This is a genomic window from Xanthomonas indica (assembly GCF_040529045.1).
GTDB classification, from domain to species: Bacteria; Pseudomonadota; Gammaproteobacteria; order Xanthomonadales; family Xanthomonadaceae; genus Xanthomonas_A; species Xanthomonas_A indica.
Map to the genome: position 1 here is coordinate 1384317 of NZ_CP131914.1, position 21581 is coordinate 1405897.

Annotated in this window: 19 protein-coding genes; 11 read left to right on the forward strand and 8 right to left on the reverse strand. The window is 64.7% G+C overall.

The annotated features are described in order from the left end of the window. From Q7W82_RS05965 to Q7W82_RS05980, 4 genes are read left to right on the forward strand one after another with little or no spacing between them, the layout of a single operon-like run. The gene (locus tag Q7W82_RS05965; RefSeq protein ID WP_242159717.1) at nt 1-3078 is read left to right on the forward strand and encodes a glycosyltransferase; all 3078 of its coding nucleotides are present in this window, start codon (nt 1-3) and stop codon (nt 3076-3078) included. Next, nucleotides 3075-3620: a hypothetical protein gene (locus tag Q7W82_RS05970; RefSeq protein WP_242159718.1), complete on the forward strand. Its 546-nt coding sequence runs from the start codon at nt 3075-3077 to the stop codon at nt 3618-3620. The genes Q7W82_RS05965 and Q7W82_RS05970 overlap by 4 nt, the downstream gene beginning before the upstream one ends. Further along, nucleotides 3617-4063, forward strand: a complete 447-nt coding sequence (locus Q7W82_RS05975) for a GtrA family protein (protein ID WP_242159719.1) — start codon at nt 3617-3619, stop codon at nt 4061-4063. Before Q7W82_RS05970 ends, Q7W82_RS05975 begins: the two co-directional genes overlap by 4 nt. Further along, on the forward strand, nt 4060-5046 hold the full coding sequence (locus tag Q7W82_RS05980) for a glycosyltransferase family 2 protein (RefSeq protein WP_242159720.1): 987 nt from the start codon (nt 4060-4062) through the stop codon (nt 5044-5046). Before Q7W82_RS05975 ends, Q7W82_RS05980 begins: the two co-directional genes overlap by 4 nt. Before the next feature lie 272 nt (nt 5047-5318). On the opposite strand, the gene Q7W82_RS05985 is transcribed toward Q7W82_RS05980, so the two are convergent. Then, nucleotides 5319-6260 (reverse strand): electron transfer flavoprotein subunit alpha/FixB family protein, encoded by a 942-nt coding sequence (locus Q7W82_RS05985; protein ID WP_242159721.1) that lies wholly within the window; start codon nt 6258-6260, stop codon nt 5319-5321. Further along, nucleotides 6260-7006: an electron transfer flavoprotein subunit beta/FixA family protein gene (locus Q7W82_RS05990; protein WP_152236056.1), complete on the reverse strand. Its 747-nt coding sequence runs from the start codon at nt 7004-7006 to the stop codon at nt 6260-6262. The genes Q7W82_RS05985 and Q7W82_RS05990 overlap by 1 nt, the downstream gene beginning before the upstream one ends. Nucleotides 7007-7227: 221 nt before the next feature. Between Q7W82_RS05990 and rfbB the strand changes: the two genes are divergently transcribed. From rfbB to rfbD, 4 genes are read left to right on the forward strand one after another with little or no spacing between them, the layout of a single operon-like run. Then, complete coding sequence (gene rfbB, locus Q7W82_RS05995) at nt 7228-8283, forward strand: dTDP-glucose 4,6-dehydratase (RefSeq protein ID WP_242159722.1); 1056 nt, start codon at nt 7228-7230, stop codon at nt 8281-8283. Between the two features lie 57 nt (nt 8284-8340). Further along, nucleotides 8341-9228 (forward strand): glucose-1-phosphate thymidylyltransferase RfbA, encoded by an 888-nt coding sequence (gene rfbA, locus Q7W82_RS06000; RefSeq protein WP_242159723.1) that lies wholly within the window; start codon nt 8341-8343, stop codon nt 9226-9228. Next, complete coding sequence (gene rfbC / locus Q7W82_RS06005; protein ID WP_242159724.1) at nt 9225-9782, forward strand: dTDP-4-dehydrorhamnose 3,5-epimerase; 558 nt, start codon at nt 9225-9227, stop codon at nt 9780-9782. Before rfbA ends, rfbC begins: the two co-directional genes overlap by 4 nt. Then, nucleotides 9779-10693 carry a dTDP-4-dehydrorhamnose reductase gene (gene rfbD, locus Q7W82_RS06010; RefSeq protein ID WP_242159725.1) on the forward strand — a complete coding sequence of 305 codons (915 nt, stop codon included), beginning with the start codon at nt 9779-9781 and terminating at the stop codon, nt 10691-10693. The genes rfbC and rfbD overlap by 4 nt, the downstream gene beginning before the upstream one ends. Nucleotides 10694-10778: 85 nt before the next feature. On the opposite strand, the gene Q7W82_RS06015 is transcribed toward rfbD, so the two are convergent. Both Q7W82_RS06015 and Q7W82_RS06020 read right to left on the reverse strand, forming a co-directional pair. Next, nucleotides 10779-12182 (reverse strand): mannose-1-phosphate guanylyltransferase/mannose-6-phosphate isomerase, encoded by a 1404-nt coding sequence (locus tag Q7W82_RS06015; RefSeq protein WP_242159726.1) that lies wholly within the window; start codon nt 12180-12182, stop codon nt 10779-10781. Nucleotides 12183-12237: 55 nt separating this feature from the next. Further along, nucleotides 12238-13584 (reverse strand): phosphomannomutase/phosphoglucomutase, encoded by a 1347-nt coding sequence (locus Q7W82_RS06020; protein WP_017911208.1) that lies wholly within the window; start codon nt 13582-13584, stop codon nt 12238-12240. 133 nt (nt 13585-13717) lie between these two features. Here Q7W82_RS06020 and Q7W82_RS06025 point away from each other — a divergent pair, with 133 nt between their 5' ends. Both Q7W82_RS06025 and Q7W82_RS06030 read left to right on the forward strand, forming a co-directional pair. Then, nucleotides 13718-14455 carry a CoA transferase subunit A gene (locus Q7W82_RS06025; protein ID WP_242159727.1) on the forward strand — a complete coding sequence of 246 codons (738 nt, stop codon included), beginning with the start codon at nt 13718-13720 and terminating at the stop codon, nt 14453-14455. A 1-nt stretch (nt 14456) separates the two neighbouring features. Next, nucleotides 14457-15095: a CoA transferase subunit B gene (locus Q7W82_RS06030; RefSeq protein ID WP_242159728.1), complete on the forward strand. Its 639-nt coding sequence runs from the start codon at nt 14457-14459 to the stop codon at nt 15093-15095. A 1-nt stretch (nt 15096) separates the two neighbouring features. On the opposite strand, the gene Q7W82_RS06035 is transcribed toward Q7W82_RS06030, so the two are convergent. Together Q7W82_RS06035 and Q7W82_RS06040 are read right to left on the reverse strand one after the other, a co-directional pair. After that, on the reverse strand, nt 15097-17163 hold the full coding sequence (locus Q7W82_RS06035) for a glycoside hydrolase family 99-like domain-containing protein (protein ID WP_242159729.1): 2067 nt from the start codon (nt 17161-17163) through the stop codon (nt 15097-15099). Nucleotides 17164-17174: 11 nt separating this feature from the next. Continuing rightward, nucleotides 17175-18818, reverse strand: a complete 1644-nt coding sequence (locus Q7W82_RS06040; protein ID WP_242159730.1) for an electron transfer flavoprotein-ubiquinone oxidoreductase — start codon at nt 18816-18818, stop codon at nt 17175-17177. A 114-nt stretch (nt 18819-18932) separates the two neighbouring features. Here Q7W82_RS06040 and Q7W82_RS06045 point away from each other — a divergent pair, with 114 nt between their 5' ends. Continuing rightward, nucleotides 18933-19508 carry an alpha-ketoglutarate-dependent dioxygenase AlkB gene (locus Q7W82_RS06045; protein WP_242159731.1) on the forward strand — a complete coding sequence of 192 codons (576 nt, stop codon included), beginning with the start codon at nt 18933-18935 and terminating at the stop codon, nt 19506-19508. Between the two features lie 471 nt (nt 19509-19979). On the opposite strand, the gene Q7W82_RS06050 is transcribed toward Q7W82_RS06045, so the two are convergent. Both Q7W82_RS06050 and Q7W82_RS06055 read right to left on the reverse strand, forming a co-directional pair. After that, the gene (locus Q7W82_RS06050) at nt 19980-20654 is read right to left on the reverse strand and encodes an ABC-type transport auxiliary lipoprotein family protein (RefSeq protein WP_242159732.1); all 675 of its coding nucleotides are present in this window, start codon (nt 20652-20654) and stop codon (nt 19980-19982) included. Further along, nucleotides 20651-21577, reverse strand: coding sequence for an MlaD family protein (locus Q7W82_RS06055; RefSeq protein ID WP_242081818.1), 927 nt, complete (start codon nt 21575-21577; stop codon nt 20651-20653). The genes Q7W82_RS06050 and Q7W82_RS06055 overlap by 4 nt, the downstream gene beginning before the upstream one ends. Between the last annotated feature and the right edge of the window lie 4 nt (nt 21578-21581).

The window sequence follows — 21581 nt, forward strand, 5'->3', positions numbered from 1 at the left end:
ATGAGTACTGAAAAAGACACAAGCTCAAGCGCCGCAGGTCTTCCAATGGCGTCGCGCCCGGTTTCGGTCGTGATCTTGACCTGGAATGGACTGGAATATACCAAGCCGTGCCTTGCGAGCGTTCTGCGTAATACCAATGCGAATGAAGTGGAAGTCATTGTCGTGGACAACGGCAGTACCGACGGTACCATTGATTATCTGAAGAAGGTCCCGGGAATTTCCACCATCTTCAATGGTGAGAACCTTGGGTTCGTGCGAGGGAACAATGCGGCCTTGCGCTTGATCGAGCGTGACCGCGACGTAATATTGTTGAACAACGACACCGAGATCGATGATCCTCTCTGGATCAGCAAGCTGCAGTCAACGGCGTATGGCCATGCTGGCGCTGGCGTCGTTGGTTGTCGCATTCGTCGCCTCGATGCGGATGACTTTCAGCATGCTGGCACTTACATGCCTGACCGCAGCTATTGGGGGCAGCAGTTAGGGTCGGGCGAGAAAGATATCAATCAGTACGGCTTCGACCAAGACGTTGAGGGCGTGGTCTTCGCGTGTGTTTACATTCGTCGGGAGGTCATGGATGCAGTTGGGTTCCTGGATGAAGACTTTTTTTCTTATTACGAAGATACCGACTATTGCCTCAAGGCGCGGGCAGCGGGCTTTCGGGTCATCAATTGCGGAACGCTGACGGTTCGTCACCGTGAGCATGGCTCGACCTCTGTCAACAAGGTCAATCTCAACGACATGTTTCTTAAGTCCAAGGAGACGTTCCTTGGCAAATGGAAGGATGTGCTAGACGCTCGGTACAAGTACCAGGTCAACTTGCACTCTACTTTTTTCCGTCCAGTCGGTTATGCCATGACCGCGCGGCAAATTGCGTTGGGGTTGGATGGCGCTGGCGTGTCTGTGTCTTACGAGTATCTTTACGGTCCGGGGACTGTTTTTCCTGTCGATGAGGCGAGGACGCAGAGTACCGGCGTCTACATGCTGGAAATGATCAAGCAGCGTCCGATCGTCGAAGATGGCGTGCCTCATCTGGTATATGGTCAGGCGGATGCGTTCGGCAAGGTGACCAGTGGATACCGCATCGGTTACACCATGCTGGAGACGACGGGTATCCCCGTCGAATGGGTGGAGGGATGCAATTCTGTCGATGAAGTTTGGGTGCCCACCGAGTTCAATAAATGGACCTTCCAGCGCTGTGGCGTCAAGGTGCCTGTGAACGTGATGCCGCTTGCTCTGATCGACACCAACTATTTTAATCCGCGGATTAGAAGTGAGCGGATTGAAGGGGTCTATACTTTCTTGTCGGTGTTCGAGTGGGGTGAACGTAAGTCTCCCGAGATCCTTCTGCGAGCATTCAATCGCGCTTTCCGTCGCGCCGATCCGGTTGTGTTGATCTGCAAGTACTCCAATCATGATCCGGGCGTGGACCCAGAGGCTGTTATACGCGGTCTGAAACTTGATCCTGAAGGGGGGCGTGTTGTCTATTCGGTGAACGAGTCGGTTCCCTACTATCAAATCGCGCAACTCTATCGATCCGCTGATTGCTTCGTGCTTCCGACACGCGGTGAAGGTTGGGGAATGCCCTTGCTGGAGGCGATGGCATGCGGAGTTCCGGTAATCGCCAGTTACTGGAGTGCGCAGCAGGCATTCATGGACGAGGATAACAGCTACCCATTACAGGTTTCGCTGGTTCCCGCTGAAGCAAAGTGTCCTTACTACACTGGATTCAAATGGGCGCTGCCCGATGAGGAACACCTCGTCCACTTGTTGCGCCGCGCCTTTGAAAATCAGGAGGAGTCGCGTGCCAAGGGCGATCAGGCCGCTCAGGACGTATTCAACCACTGGTCGCTGAAGCATTCCGCAAAACGTATGCATGCTCGTATTGCCGATATTGTCGACGGTACGCACAATGCGGAGCGGAGTCAGGTCAAGATGCGCCCCAGGATCGCTATCGACGCGTCGCGCGCTGTCGTGGGCGAGGTTTCAGGTGTCGGTCGCTATGTGGCAACGCTGGTCAAGGGAATATCTGCCTATCAGGCGGAATATGGACGAGAGCATGATTATTTGCTGCTACCGGGATTTGGTGACTTCGTTCATCCTGACTACGCGCCAGGGCGCAGCAATGCCCTGACCACCTTGCGTGGCAGTGGCATGACGACGTACCGGGGGCCACTGCCTGCTTATCGCGACGAGGACCATTTCGTACCTGGCATGGACTTGGTGTATTGCTCCGGAAACGTGTATCCGCAGGGCTTGGGGACGGCTGCGGTGATGGTGGTGTACGACACCACATTCCTGTCTCATCCGCAGTTTCATACTGAGGAAAACGTCCGGCTCTGTTCAAGTAATTTTGATCGTGCGGTGAAGGAAGGTGCCAAGTTCGTAGCTATTTCTGAAAGTAGTCGTAGGGACTTTATTCGCCATTATGGAGTTGCCGAGGAGCGCATCGTAACGATCCATTGCGCTGTTGATGACGAACTGTTCAAGCCAGCGTCGCTTGTCCAGCGGCGAAGCGTGCAGCAACGCTATGATCTTCCTGAAAAGTACTTCCTGTATGTGGGTAGCATCGAGCCGCGCAAGAATCTCAAGACCCTCCTGAAGGCAATGCTGTCCTATAAGGGAGAAGAGAAGCTCGTGGTGGTAGGGGCTTCCGGTTGGAAGAACGAAGACCTGCGAAAATTGATGGCGGCAGCAAATGGACGTGTGCAGACCTTGGGTTATGTTCCGCTTGAGGACCTTCCCGCGCTTTACAGTCAAGCGAGGGCCTTTATCTATCCCTCGTTGTACGAAGGCTTTGGCCTGCCGGTGGTCGAGTCGATGGCTTGCGGTACCATGGTGATCACGTCGGATAACAGTTCGCTGCGTGAGATCGGCCTCGGCGCCAGCCATCTGCTGAAAAATCCCGAAGATCCAGCGGAGATGCTTGAAGCGCTCAGCCGCGCGTCGACCGACGATTCCTATGTCGCCGAAATGGTAGCGGCTGGTCGCGAACGAGCAAGGCGGTTTACAGTTCAGCGCCAGGCGAAGGCACACGCCGCCTATTTCGAGAACCTACTGAGTGGAGGTCGAGTATGAAATACTTTGCGGTACTTGTCGGTGGAGCATTGCTGCTCTCAGGTTGTGGCCGTGTAGATGCACCGGCGAGCATGGAACCGGGCAAGACTTCGGCAGCTCCTGCACCCAAGGGAGCTGCCCCGTTGAGCGCGCCGCCAGCCTGGCTGCAGCAGGCGAACGCGGATTCTGCACAGGCTTGCTATCTCGACGTGATCGAGGGCGCGCAGCATGGTGCCGACGGTTGGTCGCTCTCTTCTTCTACGCCGGCGCGCGCAGTCGGTTGGGCGGTTGACACGAAGGTCGTCGAGCAACCGGACGCCTATCTGGAGCTGCGCGATGCATCCGGTGCTGCCCGATACTTCAAGGCCGATCGCTCGGATCGGCCGGATGTCAGTGCCGCCCCGCGTTTCGCCGCGAGCAAGCCGTCGAAGGCAGGCTTGACCGTGTCGATGGACCTGACGGGAGTTCCGGCAGGTCACTATGACGTAATGCTGGTGATCGGTAATGAGGCTAGGGCAAGCCGCTGCGCATTTGATGCGAAAACGGTGTTGAACATCAAATGAGTCCGCTGCCTGCAATGGCACGATCGCCACGGTTGCTGCGTCTTCGTGACAAGTGGGGTCCCCTGCTCGCGCAGATGGCAAAATTCGGGTTCGTTGGCGGTATCCAGTTGGCGATCGACTGGATGCTGTTCGTCGCGCTCACCTGGGGCGGAGCGCCGCTGATTGCCGCCAATCTCGTTGGTCGTGTCGGTGGCGCTGTGTTCGGCTTTTGGTTAAATGGAAAGTACACCTTCGGCAGTGGTGAAAGTGTTGCTGCCCTGAGCCGGACTCAGGCAGTGCGGTTCGCTCTGACCTGGGTGGTCATGAGCATCTTGAGTTCTGCGCTAGTGTGGGTGGTGGGGCGTTACGCGGGAATGGGTTGGGCGTGGACCGCCAAGCCTGCCGGTGATGTCTTGCTGGCGCTGGCGAGTTTCTTCATTTCTAAGCATTGGATCTATCGATGAGTGTGCCGCCTCCGTCCGTTGTTGCCATGGTCATTCCCTGTTATCGGGTGAAGCGCCATATTCAGTCCGTTGTTGCCGCGGTGGGGCCTGAGGTTCATGTCATCTACTGCGTGGACGATGCTTGTCCAGAGGGAAGCGGCGACTTCATTGAGTCGCACATCAGCGATCCACGGGTGCGGGTGCTGCGCCATTCTGTCAACCAAGGGGTCGGTGGAGCGGTGATGACCGGCTATCGGCGAGCAATCTCCGATGGTGCTGCTGTTGCCGTAAAGATCGATGGGGACGGGCAGATGGATCCTGCACTTCTGCCGCAGTTCATTGCGCCCATTCTTCGTGGGGAAGCGGACTACACGAAGGGCAACCGCTTTTGGGATTTGCGGCAGATCAAGCAGATGCCATTGCTGCGCCGGATCGGCAACCTGGGTCTCAGTTTCATGTCCAAGGCATCGACGGGTTACTGGGATCTGTTTGATCCAACTAACGGTTATACGGCGATCAGTTCATCTGTCGCCAGTCATTTGCCCATGGATCAGATCAGCAAGCGCTACTTCTTTGAAACTGACATCCTGTTTCGGCTCAATACGATGCGCGCCGTGGTGGTCGATATTCCGATGGATGCCAGATACGGTGATGAAGAAAGCGGGCTAAAGGTCAGTAAGATTCTGGGCGAGTTTGCGTTCAAGCACATCCGTAATACTTTCAAGCGCATTGTTTATAACTATTTCCTGCGAGATCTCTCGGTGGCGTCGTTCGAGCTGGTGGCGGCATTGGCCTTGCTCTTTTTGGCTTTCACATTTGGCGGATGGCATTGGTGGCAATCGGCGCACCATGGTATCGCTACTCCGCTCGGGACGGTGATGATTGCGACCGTTGCAGCGGTCTCAGGTCTGCAGTTCCTGCTCGCGTTCTTGGGCTACGACATTGCCTCAATTCCACGCCGTGCCCTGACCGGCTTGTTGGCGCCGCGCCAGCGCCCAGAGTAACGGGTCCTCATGGTTGCATCCGGCATTACGGCGGGAGGCTGGGCATCCAGCCGTAGCGCCGAGCCACAAGAGACGCCAGCACGCGCCAAGTTCGATTGCCTACGGCGCTGTGATGTTTTTGATGAACTCTTGAAAGGCAACGGGTAGGACTGCCAAAGTCCTCCGCCACAGCCGTCTTTAGATTCTTCTATGAGGCTCGGTCATTGGGTGGGCGTCCGACCGCGGTTCTACCGACAAGCCGCATGATCTTTTGATCATGCGGCAGTCGTCAGTTAGCCCAGCGCGGAGCTCAACTCCGGAAGGAGCTGGAACAGGTCGCCGACCAGGCCGATGTCGGCGATCTCGAAGATCGGCGATTCCGGGTCCTTGTTGATCGCGACGATGGTGCCGGCGTCCTTGATGCCGGTCAGGTGCTGGATGGCGCCGGAAATGCCAACTGCCACGTACAACTCCGGCGAGATGATCTTGCCGGTCTGGCCGACCTGCAGCTCATTGGGCACGTACCCTGCGTCGACCGCCGCGCGCGAGGCGCCGACCGCGGCGCCGAGCTTGTCCGCGAGTTGGTAGATAATCTGAAAGTTCTCCGCCGAGCCGACGCCGCGGCCGCCGGACACCACGCGCTTGGCGCTCTGCAGGTCGGGTCGGTCGGACTTGCCGGCGGCGAGGCCGAGGAAGCGGGTGTGGCTCGGCAACGTCGCGTCCACGCTGGCCGCTTCGACCGCCGCGCTGCCGCCCTGTGCCGCTTCCGGCCAGGAGGCGCTGCGCACGGTGGCGACCACGATCTGGTCAGCCGGCGCCTGCACGCTGATGATGGCGTTGCCGGCGTAGATCGGGCGCTTGAACGCGTAGTCGCCGTCCACGGCCATCAGGTCGGAGATCTGGTTGACGCCGAGCAGGGCGGCCACCACCGGCATCAGGTCCTTGCCGAACGTGGTGGAGGGGCCGAACACGTGGGTGTAGCCTGCCGCCAGGGCAGCGATCTGCGGACCCAGCACCTGCGCGATGGCGTGTTCGTTGGCGGCATTGGCGACAGTGAGGACGCGGGCCACGCCGGCGATCTGCGCGGCCTGGGCAGCCACCGCGGCCGGATCGGCGGCCAGCACCACGATGTCGATGGCCTCGGCCGACAGCGCCTGCGCGGCGCTGACGCACTTGGCGGTGGCGGCGTTGAGCTGCCCGTTGAGATGTTCGGCGACGACGAGGATCTTGGCCATTACAGCAACCCCTTGTTCTTCAGTGCGGCCACCAGTTCGGCGGCATCCTTGACCATCACGCCGCGGCTGCGCTTGGCCGGCGGGGCGTAGTGGGTGGTGGTGAGGCTGTCGTTGGCCTCCACGCCCAGGTCGGCGAAGGCCAGCGTCTGCAGCGGCTTGCTCTTGGCCTTCATGATGTCCGGCAGCTTGATGAAGCGCGGCTCGTTCAGGCGCAGGTCGGTGGTGACCACCGCCGGCAGATCCACTTCCAGGGTCTCCAGGCCGGCGTCGACCTCGCGGGTCACCGTGGCCTTGCCGTCGGCCACCACCAGCTTGCCGGCGAAGGTCGCCTGCGGCCGGCCCCACAGCGTGGCCAGCATCTGCCCGGTCTGGTTGGCGTCGTCGTCGATGGCCTGCTTGCCGAGGATCACCAGGTCCGGCTGCTCCTGCTCGACCAGCTTGAGCAGGGTGCGCGCGGCGGTCAGCGGCTGGATCGCCGCATCGGCGACCACGTGGATGGCGCGGTTGGCGCCCATTGCCAGGCCGTTGCGCAGGTGCGCGGCGGCGTCGGCCGGGGCGATGGTGGCGACCACCACCTCGCTGGCGATGCCGGCGTCGCGCAGGCGCAGCGCCTCTTCCAGGGCGATTTCGTCGAACGGGTTGGCGGAGAGCTTGACGCCCTCGGTGACCACGCCGGAGCCGTCCGGCTTGACCTGGATGCGGACGTTGTAGTCCACCACGCGCTTGTAGGCGACGAGGATTTTCATCGTGTACGAGATCCTTCAGCAGTGCGGGAAGGCCCGGCCGCGGCGGCTGGCACGGGGCAGTCGGAGGATTCTAACCGGGCGCGGGGGACCATGCGAGGGCGTATGGTTGGCGCGGGCTATTGTCTCAGCCCTCGGTTTAACCACGATCCATTCATACAAAACGTATATCCTGTGATGTTTGGGAAGCGGGCGCCAGTGGCGCCAATCAGGAGAGACGCACAGTGTCCACTTGGCTCGTGACCGGCGGTGCCGGTTTCATCGGCGGTAATTTCGTGCTCGAGGCGGTGGCGCGCGGCATCCGTGTGATCAACCTGGACGCGTTGACCTACGCCGGGAACCTGAACACGCTGGCGTCGCTGGACGGCAACCCGGACCATGTGTTCGTGCACGGCGATATCGGCGACCGCGATCTGGTGGGCCGCCTGCTCGCCGAGCACCAGCCCGACGCCGTGGTCAATTTCGCCGCCGAAAGCCACGTGGATCGCTCGATCGACGGGCCCGGTGCCTTCATCCAGACCAACGTGGTCGGCACCCTCGGTCTGCTGGAGTCGGTGCGCGATCACTGGAAGGCGCTGCCTGAAGACCGCCGCGACGCGTTCCGCTTCCTGCACGTGTCCACCGACGAGGTCTACGGGACGCTCGGCGAGACCGGCAAGTTCAGCGAAACCACGCCGTATGCGCCGAACTCGCCGTACTCGGCGTCCAAGGCCGCGTCCGACCATCTGGTGCGCGCGTTCCACCACACCTACGGCCTGCCGGTGCTGACCACCAACTGCTCCAACAACTACGGCCCGTACCACTTCCCCGAGAAGCTCATCCCGCTGGTGATCGCCAAGGCGCTGGCCGGCGAGCCGCTGCCGGTGTACGGCGACGGCAAGCAGGTACGCGACTGGCTGTTCGTCGGCGACCACTGCGAGGCGATCCGTACCGTGCTGGCCAAGGGCAAGGTCGGCGAGACTTACAACGTCGGCGGCAATTCCGAGAAAGAGAACATCGAAGTGGTGCAGGCGATCTGCGCGCTGCTGGACGCGCGGCGTCCGCGCGAAGACGGTAAGCCGCGTGTCAACCAGATCACTTACGTCGCCGATCGGCCCGGCCACGACCGCCGCTATGCCATCGATGCGTCCAAGCTGAAGAACGAACTGGGCTGGGAACCGCAGTACACCTTCGAACAGGGCATCGCGCTCACCGTGGACTGGTACCTGAGCCATCAGGACTGGGTGCAGGGCGTGCTCGACGGCAGCTATCGACTGGAACGCATCGGCACCGCGGCGTAACGCGCGCGCCTCGAAAGAGTCCCCCATGCAGGTGCGGGCTTCACCAGGAACTACCTCATGACACAACGCAAGGGCATCATCCTCGCTGGCGGCTCCGGCACGCGGCTCTACCCGATCACCAAGGGTGTCAGCAAGCAGCTGCTGCCGGTGTACGACAAGCCGATGATCTACTACCCGCTCAGCGTGCTGATGCTGGCCGGCATCCGCGAGGTGCTGATCATCAACACCCCGCATGAGCAGGCGCTGTTTCAGGCGCTGCTGGGCGATGGCGCGCAGTGGGGCATGGATATCCAGTACGCGGTGCAGCCTAGCCCGGACGGGCTGGCCCAGGCCTACCTGATCGGCCGCGACTTCGTTGCCGGCAAGCCGAGCTGCCTGGTGCTGGGCGACAACATCTTCCACGGCCACGGCCTGACCGAGACCCTGCGCCGCGCCGATGCGCGCCAGCACGGCGCGACCGTGTTCGGCTACTGGGTCAACGACCCCGAGCGCTACGGCGTGGCCGAGTTCGACGCTTCCGGCAAGGTCATCGACATCGAGGAAAAGCCGGCCAAGCCGCGCTCCAACTACGCGGTCACCGGCCTGTATTTCTACGATGGCCAAGCCAGCGAACATGCCGCGGAGCTGAAGCCCTCGCCGCGCGGCGAACTGGAGATCACCGATCTCAACCGCCGTTACCTGGAAGCCGGCGAACTGCACCTGGAAGCGTTGGGTCGCGGCTACGCGTGGCTGGATACCGGCACCCACCAGTCGCTGCACGAGGCCTCCAATTTCATCGAGACCATCCAGTCGCGACAGGGCCTGCAGGTGTGCTGTCCGGAAGAGATCGCCTTCGGGCAGGGATGGATCGATGCGGCGCAGCTGGAGAAACTTGCCGCTCCGCTGCGCAAGAACGCTTATGGCACCTACCTGCATGAACTGGCTGTACGAGGATCCGTTCCGTGAAAGTGATTGAAACCAATCTGCCTGGCTGCGTGGTGATCGAGCCAGCAGTGTTCGGCGACGCGCGCGGCTATTTCTTCGAGACTTGGAACGCAGAGCGTTTCGGAGAACACGGACTGCCTACGCGGTTCGTACAAAGCAATGTTTCTGCTTCTGCCAAGGGCGTTTTGCGAGGCCTGCACTACCAGTGGCCGCGGCCGCAAGGAAAATTGGTCAGCGTGCTGGAGGGCGAGGTGTACGACGTGGCCGTCGACATCCGCCATGGATCGCCGCACTTCGGCCGCTGGACTGCGGTGGTGTTGAGTGCCGAAAACAACAAGCAGCTCTGGATACCGGAAGGGTTTGCTCACGGTTTCGCTGTGTTGTCGGAGCGCGCGGTGTTCAGCTATCTGTGCACCGACGTGTACGTCAAGGAAGCCGACGCTGGTGTGCGCTGGGACGATGCCGCGATCGGTGTGGATTGGCCGATCGCCGATCCCGTGTTGTCGGCCAAGGATGCCATTACTCCTTTCCTCGCCGAGATCCCAGTCGAGCGTCTGCCGGTCTACCAGCCATGAGCGTGCTGGTCTTCGGCGGCAACGGCCAGGTCGGGCAGGAACTGCTGCGGGCGCTGGCCGGGCAGGGGCCGGTGGTCGCGACCACGCGCAGCGGCCAGTTGCCCGACGGCAGCGCCTGCGAGCGCGCCGACTTCGACCAGCCGCAGACCTTGGGCGAACTGCTGGACCGGCTGCGGCCATCGGCGGTGGTCAACGCCGCGGCCTACACCGCGGTCGATCGCGCCGAGCAGGACGCCGAGGCGGCGCATCGCGCCAATGCCGAGTCGCCGGCGGCGATCGCCGCCTGGTGCGCAGCGCATGGCGTGCCGCTGGTGCATTACTCCACCGACTACGTGTTCGACGGCCAGGGTACCCAGCCCTATCCCGAAGATGCACCGACCGCGCCGCTGGGCGTGTATGGCGCCACCAAGCTGGCCGGCGAGGAGGCGATCCGCGCGTCCGGTGCGCAGCACCTGATCTTCCGCACCGCCTGGGTGTACGCCGCGCACGGGAACAATTTCCTGCGCACCATGCTGCGCGTCGGTGCTGATCGCGACGAACTGCGGGTGGTCGCCGACCAAGTTGGCACACCGACGCCAGCGGCGCTGATCGCGGATGTCACCGCGCGCGTGCTGTCCCAGCGCGCGACGCTGCCGTCCGGTACCTGGCATCTGACCGCGGCCGGCGAGACCACCTGGCACGGCTTCGCCGAGGCGATCTTTGCCGAGGCGGTGGCAGCGGGCCTGTTGCCGCGCGCGCCGCGGGTGCTGCCGATCACCACCGCGGAGTATCCGACCCCGGCCAAGCGCCCGGCGTATTCGCGCCTGGATGTGTCGCGCCTGCAGCGCGATTTCGCGCTGGAACTGCCGCAGTGGCGCGATGGTCTGCGCCAGGTGATCGGCGAACTCGCCGCGGCAGCGCCGTCCGCCTGAGACGGCGCGCACTGCAAAATGGCATCGGTGAAAAACAAAGAGCCGGGCAGTGCCCGGCTCTTTGCGTTTGCGGCGGATGCCGAACTCAGGTGCGCCCGTAGGTGTCCTCGAAGCGCACGATGTCGTCCTCGCCCAGGTAGCTGCCCGACTGCACTTCGATCAGTTCCAGCGGCAGCTTGCCGGGGTTCTTCAAACGATGCGTCACCCCGAGCGGGATGTAGGTGCTCTGGTTCTCGGTGAGCAGCAGCACCTCGTCGCCACGGGTGACCTCAGCGGTGCCGCTGACCACGATCCAGTGCTCGGCGCGGTGGTGATGCATCTGCAGGCTCAGCGTGGCGCCGGGCTTGACCGTGATGCGCTTGACCTGGAAGCGCTGGCCATTGTCGATCGAATCGTAGGCGCCCCACGGGCGGTACACCTTGCGGTGCCAGGTGGCTTCGGAGCGGCCGTTGGCCTTGATCTTGCCGACGACGTCCTTCACTTCCTGGATGCGCTCCTTGTGCCCGACCAGCACGGCGTCGTCGGTTTCCACCACCACCACGTCCTGCAGGCCCACCATCGCGATCAGACGCGAGCCGTAGGCGTAGGTGTTGCGGCAATCGATCTCGATCACGTCGCCGTGGTGGGCGTTGCCGTTGGCGTCCTGCGGCGACACATCCAGCAGTGCCGACCACGACCCGACGTCGCTCCACTTCGCGTCCAGCGGCACCACTACCGCGTCGGCGGTCTTCTCCATCACGGCGTAGTCGATGGAGTCGGAGGGGCTGGCGGCGAAGGCGTCCTTGTCCAGGCGGGTGAAGTCGGCGTCGCGCTTTGCCGACTGCCACGCCTTGGTGCAGGCATCGGCGATGGCGGGCTGGAACTTGCGCAGTTCTTCCAGGTAGCGCGAAGCGCGGAACAGGAACATGCCGCTGTTCCAATAGTACTCGCCCGAGGTCAGATACCCCTGGGCAGTGGACAGGTCGGGCTTTTCGACGAAGCGCTCGACGGCGCGCGCGCCGACCCCGGCAGCCGCCTTGATGTAGCCGTAGCCGGTCTCCGGCGCGGTCGGCTTGATCCCGAAGGTCACCAGCTTGCCGTCGGCCGCCGAAGACGCGGCGGCCTGGACCGCGGCCTGGAACGCGGCTTCGTCCAGGATCACGTGATCGGATGGCAGGACCAGCAGCAGCGGGTCGGCACCCTCACGCATCGCCTCCATCGCCGCGACCGCGATGGCGGGGGCGGTGTTGCGGCCCTTCGGTTCGAGCAGGATCGTGCCCGGCGTGACGCCGAGTTGCTGCAGTTGCTCTGCGGCAATGAAGCGGTGTTCTTCATTGGCCACCAGGATGGGGGGGCGGCCGGCGATCGGCGCAGCGCGCAGCCAGGTCGACTGCAACATGGTGGTGTCTCCCACCAACGGCAGGAACTGTTTGGGATACGCCTCGCGCGACAGCGGCCAGAGGCGGGTGCCGGAACCACCGGACAGGATGATGGGCAGAATGTCGCTCATGAACGGAAGGACTCCATGGATCCGTTGAAGGGGGAAGAGAAAGGAAAGGGAACGATCATGCTTTCAGCAGATCGGAAATTTCTTGCGTACGCTGCTCCAGCAGCGCCGCGTCGCCGCGGGTTTCCACGTTCAGGCGCAGCAGCGGTTCGGTGTTGGAACTGCGCAGGTTGAAACGCCAGTCGGCGAATTCGGCGCTGACGCCATCGGTGTAGTCCAGCGTCGGCGCATGCGAGGCGAAGTGTTCCATCACCCGTGCCACCGCCGCCTTGGCGTCGGCGACCTTGAAGTTGATCTCGCCGCTGCACGGGAACTTCTGCATGCGCGCCTCGACCAGGTCGGCCAGCGATCGGCCGGACTGCGACACCAGCTCGGCGATCAGCAGCCACGGGATCATCCCCGAGTCGGCATAGGCGAATTCGCGGAAATAGTGGTGCGCGCTCATCTCGCCGCCGTACACGGCGTTCTCGCTGCGCATCTTCTCCTTGATGAAGGCATGGCCGCTCTTGCACAGCACCGGGATGCCACCGGCTTCCTCGACCTGTTCGATGGTGTTCCAGGTCAGGCGCGGGTCGTGCACGACCTTGCCACCCGGCTGCTTGGCCAGGATCGCCTGCGCCAGCAGGCCCACCAGGTAGTAGCCCTCGATGAAGCGGCCGTCGGCGTCGAAGAAGAAGCAGCGGTCGAAGTCGCCGTCCCAGGCGATACCGAAGTCGGCGCCGTGCTGCTTGACCGCGTTGGCGGTGGCGGCGCGGTTCTCCGGCAGCAGCGGGTTGGGAATGCCGTTGGGGAAGTGCCCGTCCGGCTCGTGGAAGACGCGCACGAATTCGAACGGCAGGTGCGGCGCCAGCAGGTCGACGATGGCGCCGGCGCCGCCGTTGCCGGCGTTGACCACCAGCTTCAGCGGTTTGAGCGTGGCGCGATCGACATAGCTGAGCAAGTGTTCGATGTAGGCGCTCTTGTCCGGGCGGTGATGCTCGGCGGCGGTCGGCTCGGCGGCCGCCGCGGTATCGGCCGCGACGGTGTCGCGGATCGCGAACAGGCCGGTGTCGGAGCTGATCGGGCGCGCGTTCTCGCGCACCAGCTTCATGCCGTTGTAGTCCATCGGATTGTGGCTGGCGGTGACCATCACGCCGCCGGCGGCCTGCAGGTGGTCGGTCTGGAAATACACTTCCTCGGTGCCGCACAGGCCGATGTCGATGACCTCGCGGCCGCTGGCACGCAGGCCGGCCGACAGCGCGTCCTGCAGCCCCTGGCTGGCCAGGCGCACGTCATGGCCGACTACCACCGGACCGCTGTCCAATTGCCCCGCCAGCGCCACGCCGATGCGGCGCGCCAAGTCCTCGTTCAGTTCGTCGGGTACGCGACCGCGGATGTCGTAGGCCTTGAATGCGGGAAGCGACATGGAAGAGGGTCCTAGTTGGGGGAAACCCGAGTGTAACGTTACGGCGCTTAATCGGTCGTTGCGGCGGTGCGGCGGGGGTCGCAGTCCCCGAGCGGCTAAACTAGCTGTCTACATTCCAATGCGGAGCTGGCGAATGGGCGACACCTCTACCCCTGTGAGCGGGCGGCGCGGCAAGCTTTTCCCCGATGCGGCCACGGCGCTGGCCGGCGTGGTCGCGGACGGGCAGACCCTGGCGGTCGGCGGGTTCGGCCTGTGCGGCATTCCCGAGGCCTTGATCGCGGCCTTGCGCGACAGCGGCGTCGGCGGCCTCACGGTGATCTCCAACAATGCCGGCGTCGATGGCTTCGGCCTGGGCCAGCTGCTGGCGACGCGGCAGATCCGCAAGATGATTTCGTCCTACGTCGGCGAGAACAAGGAGTTCGAGCGCCAGTATCTGGCTGGCGAACTGGAACTGGAATTCAACCCGCAGGGCACCCTGGCCGAGCGCCTGCGCGCCGGCGGTGCCGGCATCCCCGCGTTCTTCACCGCCACCGGCTACGGCACGGTGGTGGCCGAGGGCAAGGAGACCCGCGAATTCGACGGCAAGCACTACGTGCTGGAGACCGCGCTGCATGCCGACGTGGCCCTGGTCAAGGCCTGGAAGGCCGATGCCGCCGGCAACCTGGTGTTCCGCAAGACCGCGCGCAACTTCAACCCGGCCTGCGCAATGGCCGGCAAGCTCTGCATCGCCGAGGTCGAGGAGGTCGTGGAGACCGGCAGCCTGGATCCGGACCAGGTGCACCTGCCCGGCATCTACGTCGACCGCATCGTGCACAACCCGCATCCCGAAAAACGCATCGAACAGCGCACCCTGCGCCAGAAGGACGCCTGACATGGCCTGGACCCGCGACGACATGGCGCAGCGCGCCGCCCGCGAACTCACCGACGGCGCCTACGTGAACCTGGGCATCGGCCTGCCGACTCTGGTCGCCAACCACATTCCCGAGGGCGTGGACGTGTGGCTGCAGTCGGAGAACGGCCTGCTCGGCATCGGCCCGTTCCCGACCGAGGACGAGGTCGACGCCGACCTGATCAACGCCGGCAAGCAGACCGTCACCGCCCGCGCCGGCGCCAGCTACTTCGGCAGCCACGATTCCTTCGCGATGATCCGCGGCGGCCATATCGACCTGGCCATCCTCGGCGCGATGCAGGTGAGCGAGAAGGGCGACCTGGCCAACTGGATGGTGCCCGGCAAGATGGTCAAGGGCATGGGCGGGGCGATGGACCTGGTGGCCGGGGTCAAGCGCGTGGTCGTGCTGATGGAACACGTGGCCAAGCACGGCAGCCACAAGATCCTGCCGGCCTGCGACCTGCCGTTAACCGGCGTCGGCGTGGTCGACCGCATCATCACCGACCTGGCCGTGTTCGACGTCACCGACAGCGGCCTGGTACTGGTGGAAACCGCCGAGGGCGTGGACGAGGCCGAACTGGTCGCCAAGACCGGCGTGCCGTTCTCGATCCGGGCCGGGTGATCTAGCCTCTGCGCGCGTACCTGTAGGGGCCGGCGGACGCGTCCTCGGCCCCCACGAGGGAGGCGGCGCTGGTCACGGCGTAGCCCCGATCCACCGTGGAGAGACTGAACAGGCGCTCGATGGCGTGCGCCAAGGTGCCGTCCACCTGTCCCGCCTCTTTCTCGAATTCGCCGGCCTGCAGGTGGCAGTCCAAAATGGGCTGAATCGCCTGCAGGCGCACCCAGAACATGCTGCCGCCTGCAAAGACCGCGCTCTCGATGTCCGGTTGCGCCATACCCATGCGCGTGGCCAGGGCGCGCACGGCCTGCTCGTTTGCGCCCCAGTAGAAGCTCAGGGGCTGGAGATGCCCTTCCGGGGCCACCAGGCCGAGATCCGGACGCTGCTGGAAGGCCTCCACGATCGCCTTGACCCGGTCGCGGTCGAGGAGGCTGCCCACCATCTCGCGCCGCCATTGATCGCCATCCTGGCGATGCACCGAGCGTTTGGTGTGCAGCTTCAGCACCAGTGATACACCGGCATCGAGCAGGCGATCGGCGATGCGCAGGAACGGCAGGATGTCGCGGCCATGGTTGTCGTGGACCACGACCTCGGCCTCCATCCCTTGTTGTTTGAGGGCGAGGTTGACGCCGGCGAGGTTGCGTTCCGTCGTCGTCACGATGAGCTGGTGGTCGAACGCCGCCTCGCGCAGCTGCGCCAGTAATTCTTCCAGAACATCGACATACCAGGCATGGATGACGACGTGCGGGCGTTCGTTTGCGGGGCGCTTTGGTTGCAATGCGCGGCGAGTCGCTTCCAGCCATGCGTGGCCCAGGCGCGCATCCGGTTCCAGGACGGCACCTTCGGCCCATTCGTTCCAGGCATTGACGAACACCATGCGCTGCGCAGTCGGAACGGGCGCAAGCCGGTCATGGATGGTCTGCGACAGCCATGTCCCGTAGCCGCGCGGAGAGGCATGGAGATACACGCGGCCCTTGCCGGAGCGGCGGGGCTCGTTATCCCAGCCGGGATTGACGCAGGGATAGAGCGGATAGTCCTGCAACGGCCTGGCTGCCATCTCGGTCGCTAGGACGCGCCAGTCCAGCACCTCCCCGGCAAAATCCGGATTGATCAACAACTGTGCGCCAGCCACCGAGGGCGGCGCACTCATATTGGGCGGAAACTCCACGGCAGCATCAAAGCCGATATCGCGCGGGTCGGGACGCTCGAACCCCTGGACGTACGCAAGATGGATCTCGCCGATCCCATTGGCTGCGCACCATGCGCGCCAACGCGACGCCGTTGCCTTCGGGTCCGGCATCAGATTGGGACGATAGACCAGCACCAGCGGCTTGCCGTCGATGCGCAAGTAGCGAGGGTCGGCGAGATAGGTGGCCAAGTGCGCGATGAAGGCCAGATCGTCTGCGTCGCTGTGTTGCTGCTCGATCAGGATGTCGGTATTGCGGCCGTCCCACCGGCGCGCCCAGTTCTCGTTGGCCCAGCACAGGCAGTAGGGCAAGGAAATGGTCGTGTCATCGCGCCAGTTGCGGATGGGGTCCTCGAGCAGGGTCGTTCCTGCGAACCAATAAAAATAGAAACAGAAGGCACCGATCCCGTACTCGGAGGCGAGTTGCGCCTGCTGCCGCATCACCTCGCGGTCGCGCAGATTGTAGAACCCAAGATCAGCCGGGATCCGTGGCTGCATGTGTCCATAGAACTGCGGAAGGGCGCGGCTGACGTTGCGCCACTCGGTGAAGCCCTTGCCCCACCATGCGTCGTTCTCCGGAATCGCATGGAACTGCGGGAGATAGAACGCGACCAGGGTTGCCGGCAGCGGCGACGGCAGCACGCCCTTCTGGTAAGGCACATGACCGATCGCCGCTTCATCGGCGCGATGCAGAGGGCGCAGGGCCATGCTCCCGACGCTCGCGACGCGACCTCTGGGCGCCTCCGGCACCCAGTTCGCGTATCTATCGAGAAACCAGTTGCGCCATCGGTCGCGCACGCCTTCGGAGATCGGCATCGCCCGGAACACGATGCGCAACAGGCGGTACATGCCTGCCCGCAGGCGTGCCGACACGGAGTCGCTCATCCGGTGACCGCTCACAGGTTCTGGTAATTCGGCCCGGAGCCGCCTTCCGGCGTCACCCAATCGATGATCGCGTAGGGATCCTTGATGTCGCAGGTCTTGCAGTGCACGCAGTTGGCGGCGTTGATCTGCAGGCGCTTGCCGGCCGCGTCGTCGACGATCTCGTACACCGCCGCCGGGCAGAAGCGCGTGCAGGGGTTGCCGTATTCCTCGGTGCAGCGGGTCACGCAGATCTGCGGATCGAGCACATGCAGGTGCACCGGCTGGTCCTCGTCGTGCTCGGTGGCGGCGAAGTACACGCCCTGCAGGCGGTCCCGCGGGGCCAGCTCGCGCTGCACGTAGTCGCGCTTGGGCTGCTCGTGTTCGCCCAGCCGGTCCAGGCTCTTCCAGTCGGCGCCGACCTTCAGCGTCCACGGCGAGGCGCCCTTGACCAGGGTCTCCCAGGCACCGTTGAGCAGGCCGAACCACAGCCCCTTCTTGAAGCCGGGCTTGATGTTGCGCACCTGGCGGAGCTCGGCCATCACTTCCGAGTTGCGCAGGCGCGCGTCGAAGCCGGCCGGGTCCAGCGCGGCACCGGCGGCGAGGTGTTCGGCGGCGAGCATGCCGCTGCGGATCGCCTGGTGGGTGCCCTTGATCTTGGGCACGTTGAGCAGGCCGGCGGTATCGCCGATCAGCAGCGCGCCGGGCATCTCCACCTTGGGCAGCGACTGCCAGCCGCCGCTGGCGATGGCGCGCGCGCCGGCCGAGAGGATGGTGCCGCCCTCCAGCAGCGACTTCATCATCGGGTGGTTCTTCCACTGCTGGAAGGCTTCCCACGGGCGGTAGTCGGGATCGTGGTAGTCCAGGCCGCTGACGTAGCCCAGCGCCACCTGGTTGTTCTCCAGGTGGTACAGGAAGCTGCCGCCATAGGTCTTGCTGTCGGCCGGCCAACCCAGGGTGTGCACGATCTTGCCGGGGCTGACGCGGCCCTCGGGCAACTGCCACAGCTCCTTGATGCCGATCGAGAACGCCTGCGGATCGTGGCCGGCGTCGAGTGCGAAGCGCGCGATCAGACGCTTGGTCAGGTGTCCGCGCGCGCCTTCGGCCAGCACCGTGACCTTGGCGCGGATGTCGATGCCGGCGGTGTAGCCGGGCTTGTGCGACCCGTCCTTGGCCACGCCCATGTCGCCGATGCGCACGCCCAGCACCGTGCCGTCCTCGGCGTGCAGGGTCTCGGCGGCGGCGAAGCCCGGATAGATCTCCACGCCCAGCGCCTCGGCCTGCGGCGCCAGCCAGGCGCACATCGCGCCGAGGCTGACGATGAAGTTGCCGTGGTTGCGCATGCCCGGCGGCACCATCGGGAACTTGTGCCCGCCGTCCTTGCTCAGGTACCAGAACTCGTCCTCGGCCGCCGGCACGCAGATCGGCGGCGGGTTGTCGCGCCAGCCCGGCAGCAGCGCGTCCAGCGGCGCCGGTTCGATCACCGCGCCGGACAGGATGTGCGCGCCGATGGTGCTGGCCTTCTCGATCACGCAGACCGAGATGTCGGGGTTGAGCTGCTTGAGCCGGATCGCGAACGCCAACCCGGCCGGGCCTGCGCCGACGGTGACGACGTCGTATTCCATGACGTCGCGCTCCACTGGCTCCGGCGCATTGGCGCCGCCCTCGGTTCCCGTCATCTGCTCCGCTCCCGTTTGGCTCGTTCTGGCTGCCTGCATTTTCAGGGTTTGCGCGTGAAGGGGCAAATTCCGCACGCCGGCGTATGGTGGTGGCCGGCATGCTAGCGTGGCGCGATGGAACTGGACCTGCCTGGCGCCGATCTGCGCTGGTACCCCGAGTGGCTGGACCCGGCCGCGGCGGCGGCGCTGTGCGCGCAGTTGTTGCGGGACGTGCCATGGGAGGTGCACCGGATCCGCCTGTTCGGCAAGCTAGTCGATTCGCCGCGGCTGAGCTGCTGGATCGGCGACGCCGACGCCAGCTACCGTTATTCCGGCACCCGCTTCGCGCCGCATCCGTGGCCAGAGGCGCTGCTGTCGCTGCGCGCGCGCTTGGCGGCCGAGACCGGGGTGGCCTTCAACAGCGTGCTCGCCAACCGCTACCGCGACGGCCGCGACGCCATGGGCTGGCACAGCGACGACGAGCGCGAACTCGGCCCGGCGCCGGTGATCGCCTCGCTGAGCCTGGGTGCGACGCGTCGCTTCGTGCTGCGCCATCGTCAGGAGCCGGCACTGCGCCAGGCGCTGGAACTGACCTCCGGCGGGCTGCTGCTGATGGCGGGCGACACCCAGCGCCTGTACCGGCATGCGCTGCCGCGCACGGCCAAGCCGGTGGGGGAGCGGATCAACCTGACGTTCCGCCGGATCGTCTAGCGCCCACCCTTCTCCCACTGGGAGAAGGTGCCCCGTAGGGGCGGATGAGGGTCGGGTGGCTAGGGCGGTATCTGGGGGGATGACTCCGCGGCCGCCGCACCCTCACCCCCGACCCCTCTCCCGGTGGGAGAGGGGAGCAAAGCGGCACCGTTGCCGTCGGATGCCTTGACTTCTTCTCCCACCGGGAGGAGGTGCCCCGAAGGGGCGGATGAGGGGCGGGTGGCTAGGGAGGTATCTGGGCAAATGACTCCGCGGCCGCCGTACCCTCACCCCCGACCCCTCTCCCGGTGGGAGAGGGGAGCAAAAGCGGCACCGTTGCCGTCGGATGCCTTGACTCCTTCTCCCACCGGGAGAAGATGCCCCGAAGGGGCGGATGAGGGTCGGGTGGCCAGGAATGTGTCTGGAGAAGGTGGCTCCCTGGCCGTCGTACCCTCACCCCCGACCCCTCTCCCGGTGGGAGAGGGGAGTCAATCAGCGCCGCGGCGGCTTTGGGCTGGCCGGCGGCGGCACGCTGGGGGCCAGCGCGGTGGCGGCATCGGCCTGGCCCTGCTGCAGGGTCCAGCCGACCACGTCGCGGCCGAGTTGCGACAGCGCCTGGCCGAAGGCGTCGACCACCTGCGATTCTGCGGTGCCGGCGGCGGGTTCGGTCACCAGGAAGGTGCGCGAGGCGACCACGCGTTGGTCGGCGCTGTACAGCAGCTTGGCGTTGAGCTCGATGGTCGCCGACGGCACCGCGCGCCCGGCGTAGTCCGATTCGAAACGGCGCAGGTCCAGCAGCAGCTTGTAGTCGGCGCGGATGCCGGTGCCGAGCCGGGCCACGCCCGGAATGCGTCCGGAATCCTCGAACGCGCGCAGCAGCATGTCCTCGAGCATGTCGGTGGCCGGTTGCGCCCAGCTGACGCCGCCGTATACCTGCAGTTCGTCCGGCGTGGGGCGCACCGCGATGCGCGCACTGTCGACCACGCGCGCGGCGCTGGGCTTGGTCAGCGCCAGTTGCCAGCGCACCTGCGGCCAGGCCGGGTCCGCGGTCACCCGCACGTCCGGCGCGTAGATCGTCACCGGCTCCTTGTTGCCGCCGGTCAGCGAACAGCCGGCCAGCAGCAGGGCCGGCACGGCGAGCAGGAGGAAGGCGCGCATCGGCTTCATTTGGGTTTGAACTCCTTCGGGGCGTCGCGGCCGAGCAGGTAGCGCGCGGGGTTGTTGTCCAGGCGGTCGCTGACCCGGCGCAGGTCGCGGATCAGGCCGCGCAATTCGGTCAGGGTCGGGCCGAGCTGGCCGAGGCCGTCGTTGGCGAAGCTGTTGATCGCCGAGCGGTTCTCGCCAAGGATCTTGTCGGCATTGCCCGCGGCCGAATCCAGCTTGCTCAGCGTGTCCTCCAGCTTGTTCAGGATCGGCGGCAGCTGTTGCACCAGATTCTGGTCCAGGCGCTGGATGGTGCCGTTGGTGGTCTTGAGCGTGGTGTCTAGATTGCGCGCGGCGTCGCGCGCGCTGACGATCAGCGACTGCATGCCCTGGTCGCGGTCGGCCAGGCCGCCGCTGATCGTCTCCAGGTTGTGCAGGGTGGCGGTGATGCTGGCGACGTTGCGGTCGCTGAGGACCTCGTCCAGGCGCTCGACGATGCGGTTGGCGGTGTCGGTGATGTTCTGCAGCGCCGAGGGCGTGGTCTGGATGATCGGCGCGTCGCTGTTGTCGATCGAGGTCAGCGTCGGCGCTTCCGGCGTGCCGCCGGAGAGCTGGATGATCGACGGGCCGGTCAGGCTGGTGATGCCCAGCTTGGCGCGGGTGTCGCTCTTGATCGGCGTGGTCGAGTTGACCCGGATCCGCGCCACCACCTGGCGCGGGTCGTTCGGCGCCAGGGTCAGCTCGGTGATCGACCCCACCGCGATGCCGTTGTACTGCACCGGGCTGCCGACCGACAGGCCGGTCACCGCCTCGCGGAACACCACGCGGTATTCCTGCCAGGTGCGGTCGGAGGAGTACTTGGCGGCCCAGAGTCCGAACAGCAGCAGCGCGATTCCCACCACGATGGTGAAGGCGCCGATCAGCACGTAATTGGCTTTGGTTTCCATGGGC